General features: G+C 42.7%; 8 protein-coding genes and 1 pseudogene. 1 reads left to right on the top strand and 8 read right to left on the bottom strand.

The genetic code is table 11. The features are described from left to right. On the bottom strand, positions 1-240 hold a 240-nt coding region (locus B4J23_RS03540), incomplete at its 3' end, for a LysE family translocator (protein ID WP_291358773.1). A gap of 112 nt (positions 241-352) precedes the next feature. Between B4J23_RS03540 and B4J23_RS03535 the strand changes: the two genes are divergently transcribed. Then, a complete protein-coding gene (locus B4J23_RS03535) occupies positions 353-847 on the top strand; it encodes an Lrp/AsnC family transcriptional regulator (protein WP_005236726.1) in 495 nt (164 codons plus the stop codon). A gap of 48 nt (positions 848-895) precedes the next feature. On the opposite strand, the gene B4J23_RS03530 is transcribed toward B4J23_RS03535, so the two are convergent. From B4J23_RS03530 to B4J23_RS03500, 7 genes and pseudogenes are all read right to left on the bottom strand, one after another. Continuing rightward, positions 896-1,270 carry a hypothetical protein gene (locus tag B4J23_RS03530; protein WP_180012776.1) on the bottom strand — a complete coding sequence of 125 codons (375 nt, stop codon included), beginning with the start codon at positions 1,268-1,270 and terminating at the stop codon, positions 896-898. A gap of 208 nt (positions 1,271-1,478) precedes the next feature. After that, on the bottom strand, positions 1,479-2,369 hold the full coding sequence (gene xerA, locus B4J23_RS03525; protein WP_376750053.1) for a site-specific tyrosine recombinase/integron integrase: 891 nt from the start codon (positions 2,367-2,369) through the stop codon (positions 1,479-1,481). A 26-nt stretch (positions 2,370-2,395) separates the two neighbouring features. Beyond that, on the bottom strand, positions 2,396-3,013 hold the full coding sequence (locus tag B4J23_RS03520; protein WP_291358771.1) for an alpha/beta fold hydrolase: 618 nt from the start codon (positions 3,011-3,013) through the stop codon (positions 2,396-2,398). 95 nt (positions 3,014-3,108) lie between these two features. Beyond that, a complete protein-coding gene (gene dapF, locus B4J23_RS03515; RefSeq protein ID WP_180002085.1) occupies positions 3,109-3,954 on the bottom strand; it encodes a diaminopimelate epimerase in 846 nt (281 codons plus the stop codon). Positions 3,955-3,966: 12 nt separating this feature from the next. Further along, positions 3,967-5,211: a diaminopimelate decarboxylase gene (lysA, locus tag B4J23_RS03510; RefSeq protein WP_180002086.1), complete on the bottom strand. Its 1,245-nt coding sequence runs from the start codon at positions 5,209-5,211 to the stop codon at positions 3,967-3,969. Positions 5,212-5,235: 24 nt separating this feature from the next. After that, complete coding sequence (gene lptM / locus B4J23_RS03505) at positions 5,236-5,469, bottom strand: LPS translocon maturation chaperone LptM (RefSeq protein WP_005236736.1); 234 nt, start codon at positions 5,467-5,469, stop codon at positions 5,236-5,238. Between the two features lie 131 nt (positions 5,470-5,600). After that, positions 5,601-5,851, bottom strand: a pseudogene (locus B4J23_RS03500) (amino acid transporter); the annotation flags it as partial.

The following is a 5,851-nucleotide window of genomic DNA, read 5'->3' as shown; positions in this document are numbered from 1 at the left end:
ATAAGCAATACCCAGCCAGCGAATCGCCTCAAACAATACCGGAAAAGACACAATAATCGCTGCGATTCCTATTGCTACCAAAATGGAATGTACCAGATAACCTGAACAGATCCCGATGGTTGCCATCATGCCTGCTTTTGCATCTTTACCCATCACTTGAGACAGGATAAACAGCATATCTGGTCCAGGTGTAAATATCAGGGGAAGCACGGTCAGTGCAAAAAGTGCAAATACAGACATTTCCTTTTCCTTTAAATCTTCGGAAAGTGGAATTAGTATCTGCGAATTTTTACAAAATAGGCTTTCAATTTATTTTATAATAAGTATTATTTTTCGAATTATATTCTAATTTATGAAAATATCTTCCAAGTCTGTGCGAGTAAAACTTGACCGAATTGATAAAAATATCATTCATCACTTGCAAGCCAATGGTCGTATTCAGAACAACGATCTGGCACGTGAAATTGGACTATCCCCTTCTTCCTGTCTGCGTCGGGTGAAATTGCTTGAAGATGCGGGCGTAATCCAGAATTACACCACCATTGTCGATTCACAAAAAATCGGTTTTCAACTGATTCTATTTTCACGGATCTGGCTGGTCGGTCAGGATGCAGAAACCATTGATACTTTTATCGAGGCGATGAAAGAACTGCCTCAAGTGATGGAGTGCTATATCATTCTGGGTGAATGTGATGCGATGTTAAAAGTTGTGGTGCCTGATCTGGAAAGTTACCGTAAATTCCAGTCTACCCATCTAACCAAGAAAAATGGCATTACCAGTGTCAAAACTGATTTACCCAGCCAGATCATCAAGCAAAGTTTTCAGTTACCGCTGGATGACTTATAAAATATTTCAACAATAAAAAAGGATGACCTTGGTCATCCTTCATATTTATTAAACTTGTAAAAAGTCACGATGCACATGACTCAGTTCAATCAGTTCATAAGACTTTAGATCAAAAATATTCCAGATTTCGAGCGCATCTTCTTTCAGGTCAACAGCTTTACTGGCTCGCTGTGTGGTCTGCCATTGCAGATCAGAAATCCATAGATAATACTGGCCTGTTTCAGGATTATAAGCCTGCATTTTCCCTTCTGCATTAATCCCTTGCACGATTGCCCCTTCAGGGAGAACGGCTTCAATAGTGGGCAAGCTAATCTCAACAAAATGTTTAATCTGACGTAAACCATAACCAGCAAACATATCTTTTTGGGCTGGGCTTAACTGCGCATACTTTTGTTGTATATCCGGGATAATTGCTGTGTCCATAAAAATTCCAGTATCGAGATTGCTGATTTTCTTTTTAAAAATTGATTACTATTTATACTTATATCCGAAAACAGCCATTTGAAAAATAAGACAATAGTGAAATATCTTTCAAACAGTCTATTCAGGTCATATTTTGAGCATGATACATGAAAGTTTTATGCCATGAATCCTAATCATCCGACAAGCGGAAGAAAACTTTAAATTTTTCCTATTCTTTATGCTGTGCCCGCGGATGCGCCTGATCGTAAATTTGCGCAAGTCGATCAAAATCAATATGAGTATAAATTTGTGTGGTACTCAAATTACTATGCCCCAACATTTCCTGAACAGCACGAAGGTCACCGCTATTCGACAGCATATGACTGGCAAAACAATGCCGCAATAAATGCGGATGCAGGTCAACATTAACCCCTGCACGCTGTGCCTGAAACTTGACCCGGTTTTCAATTTGCCGTGCACCGAGCGGATTGCCTTTTTGGGTGATAAATACATTCGCGTCAGGTACAAAATCACCATTCCAGAGCGGATAAATTTTTAGCCATTCCATCAGACTGTCTTTGGCTTTTGAACCAAAAGGGATTACCCGGGTTTTATTGCCTTTACCGGTAATCCGCAGGAGCTGACGATTAAAATCAATATCCTTGATTCTTAAGCTCTGAATTTCTGCCAAACGTAAACCACTGGAATAGAGTAATTCCAGAATCGCCTTGTCTCTCAACCACATTTGCTGCTGTACTTCAGATTCTGGAGCAGGCTGGTCCAGAATCTGGTTCACAGTTTCAATATCCACCATACCCGGCAAAGGACGTGACTGACGTTTCAACTGAAAATCATCAGCCGGATTAAATGCCAGATACTGCGCCTGCTCTGCCCATTTCATGAACTGGCGAATCGAAGAAAGCATCCGTTGCAAGCTACTTGAACTTAATCCGTGCTGCTCGACTTTTTCAGCCAGAAATTGACGTAAATCTGTGGCTTCCACATCATTGAGTGCCAGTCGTTGTACTGCGCAGAACTCCAGAAAATCAGCCACATCACGTTCATAGGCCTGCAAGGTATGTTTAGACTGGTTCTGGATCTCACGTTCTTTGAGCCAGATTCCGAGCAAGTCTTTTGCAGAAAGCTTTACTTGCTCCATTCAATTGACTCCAGCCAGGCTTCAATCAGTTCTGCGGTCTGTACCGGATGAGTCGCCGCAAAGAAATGATCTCCGCTTTGAATTACATGCAGGTTTGCATGTTTCAAATTTTGCTTTAAGCATTGCCCCACCTGAACGGTACTTAAAGCGTCTTGGTCACCCCAGATCAGTAGAACAGGAATCTCAAGATTGCTTAACTGTTTCAGGCTAAATACGGTTTGATCTTGTAAAAACCAGTCAGGAACATCTTTAAACTGCTCGCGATAATCTATCCGCCAGTCAGCACAACCGAACTGTGATAGATCCACACCACCAGAAGTTGCCAATAAAACCAGTCCTTTGACTTTCTGTGGATGATGCAGTGCAATTCCAACTGCAAGAACTCCCCCCATGGACTGGGCAACCAGAATCGAATCATCCTCAATCTGCTCTGTGATGAGTTCCTGCAGATCATGCAAGTTTTGAATAGTTGAGTTTGGTTCTCCCCCATCGAAGCCCGGATATGCCAATATTTTTGTAGATTGATCTGTTTTTAAATGAGCCAACAAGGGCTGCCAAAAGCCTTGGCTGCCTGATGCACCCGGTAAAAACACAAGCTGATTCATAGCAGTGTTGTGATATCAATTAAATATGGAATTCATCCTATCATAAAAAAAGCACCGTACTATGTGCGGTGCTTTTTAGAGAAATAAATGTGGGATTAACCCTGGAAGTAGCGCAAGTCCAGTCGACCTTCATAAACATTGGCGGTTGGACCTGTCATCCAGACTACATCACCTTCTTTCCATTCAATCTGCAATTTACCACCCGCAAGTTCAATTTCGACCTTGCTAGATAATAAACCACGGCGCATACCAGACACTGCTGCAGCACAGGCACCTGTACCACAAGCCAGTGTTTCGCCTACACCACGCTCATAAACACGTAAACGGGCATGCTTTTCATCAATAATCTGCATAAATCCAGCATTAACGCGTGCCGGGAAACGCACATGAGATTCCACCTGTGGACCAATTTTAGCTACATCGGCAGTTAACACATCCGGAACAATCGTCACTGCATGTGGATTACCCATATTCACCACATCAATCGTCAGTTTCTCACCACCCGCCAGATCGATGTCATACAGATTTTCCGGTTCTTCTGCCACAAATGGAATTTCCTGAGGCAGGAATTTTGGATAACCCATATTCACTCGCACCCAGCCGTTGGCACCAAGTTCAGGCTCTACAAATCCAGCTTTGGTCTGTACCTTGATTTTGGTTTTAGTGGTCAATTGACGTTCATGCACGAAACGGGCAAAACAGCGTACACCATTGCCGCACTGCTCAACCTCAGAACCATCTGCATTAAAAATACGGTATTTAAAATCTGCACTTGGAATATCAGGCGGCTCAACAATCAAGAGCTGGTCAAAACCCACACCGAAGTTACGATTCGCAAGACGCTGAATAGTGAGAGTATCCAGATAAGCACGCTGGCTAATCAGGTCTACCACCATAAAATCATTGCCTAGGCCATGCATCTTGGTAAATTCAAGCAACATTAATTAGTCTCCTTAAGGCAATAAACGCTCACGTTCCCAAAGTGATTCAACCGTTTCACGTTCACGAATCAGATGAGCCTGATCACCATCCACCATCACTTCAGCAGCACGACCACGACTGTTGTAGTTCGAACTCATTACGAAACCGTATGCACCAGCCCCAAGAACTGCCAGCACATCATTTTCTTTAATGGCAAGCTCACGTTCCTTACCCAGAAAATCGCCAGTTTCACAGATTGCGCCCACCACATCCCATTCTTTTGTTTCCACATCTGTACGCGGTGTCACAGATTGGATATCCATCCAAGCTTCATATAAAGCAGGACGAATCAGGTCATTCATCGCGGCATCAATGATGGCAAAGTTACGGTGATTGGTTGGTTTCAGCAAATCCACTTTGGTCAGTAACACGCCTGCATTCGCTGAAATACTACGACCCGGCTCCATATACACTTTCAAACCCAGTTTTTCTAAAGCAGGACGCATGGCATTGGCATATTCTTCAACCGATGGCGGTGTTTCATCTTTATATGTCACACCCAGACCACCACCGATATCGATGTGTTTCAAGTTGATGCCCATGTCTTTCAGCTTGTCGATCATGTCAATCACACGATCCAGCGCATCAACAAAAGGCTGGGTTTCAGTCAACTGTGAACCGATATGACAGTCAATCCCGACCACTTCAAGATTTGGCAATGATGCTGCATAAGCATAGGTATCAAATACGCTATCTGATGGAATACCAAATTTGTTTTCTTTTAAACCAGTGGAAATATATGGATGGGTTTTGGCATCGACATCCGGATTAACACGTAGTGAAATAGGCGCTTGAACATTAAGTTCAGCCGCTACTTTCTGAATACGGTCTAATTCGGCATAAGATTCCACGTTAAAGCAAGCGATGCCTACTTCCAATGCCTTTTTAATATCTGCTTCTGATTTACCCAGGCCCGAGAATACGATTTTCGAAGGTTCACCGCCGGCTTTCAATACACGAGCCAGTTCACCACCAGTCACGATATCGAAACCAGCACCTTGCTTGGCCAACACATTCAATACCGCAAGATTAGAGTTTGACTTTACCGCAAAACAGATTTGATGATCGATAAAGCTAAAAGCACGGTCCATATCCAGGTAATGCTTTTCAAAAGTTGCTTTTGAATAAACATAAAGTGGTGTGCCAAATTGCTCTGCGAGCTGTTGCAGTGAACATTGCTCAGCATGCAATACCCCATTAATGCGGGTGAAACTCATGAATGTATCCTTTCTCTGAAAGTCTTAAGGAGATGGTGTTGAATCGGATTCAGCAGGTGCTTCAAACTGCTGCTTGACCGGCGCATCCTGTTGTTCATCTGATACTTGCGGTGCAGATTCAGTATTTTTATAGAGTAAATACTTGGCACGTTTATCGTAGTTTGGATCATTTGGAAGATGTAAAGCTCCCGACTGCCCACAACCGACCAAGGCAAAACCGACTGTAATTAAACTGATGTAGCAAATGACCTGACGCATCTGACCACCTATATGAGTATTTTCGATGAAGTATAACGCGATCATCCGTATGACCAAAGCGCTAAACGCTAGAGAGTATATTCAGACATAAAAAAACGCCAGCAGATCGCTGACGTTTTTATTGATATGGATTATTTATGTTTCTGTTTATAGAAGCCTAAATATCCAATAATCAGCAAAATGAACCAGACCGGACTGACCATCAAGGCACGACGGGTATCATCTTCCAGCGATAACACACCAATCATACCAACAAAGAAAATAATGACGATCCAGCAAGTCACCAACCCACCAGGCAACTTGAATATGGATTTAGCATGCAATTCCGGACGGGTACGGTAATAGATCATGTAGCTCCAGATAATGATCAGCCATACAAGAA

Origin of the sequence: Acinetobacter sp. UBA3025 (assembly GCF_002367915.1) — a bacterium.
GTDB lineage: Bacteria > Pseudomonadota > Gammaproteobacteria > Pseudomonadales > Moraxellaceae > Acinetobacter.
Note: the sequence above shows the minus strand (reverse complement) of the source record. Positions and strands in the feature narration are given on the sequence as shown.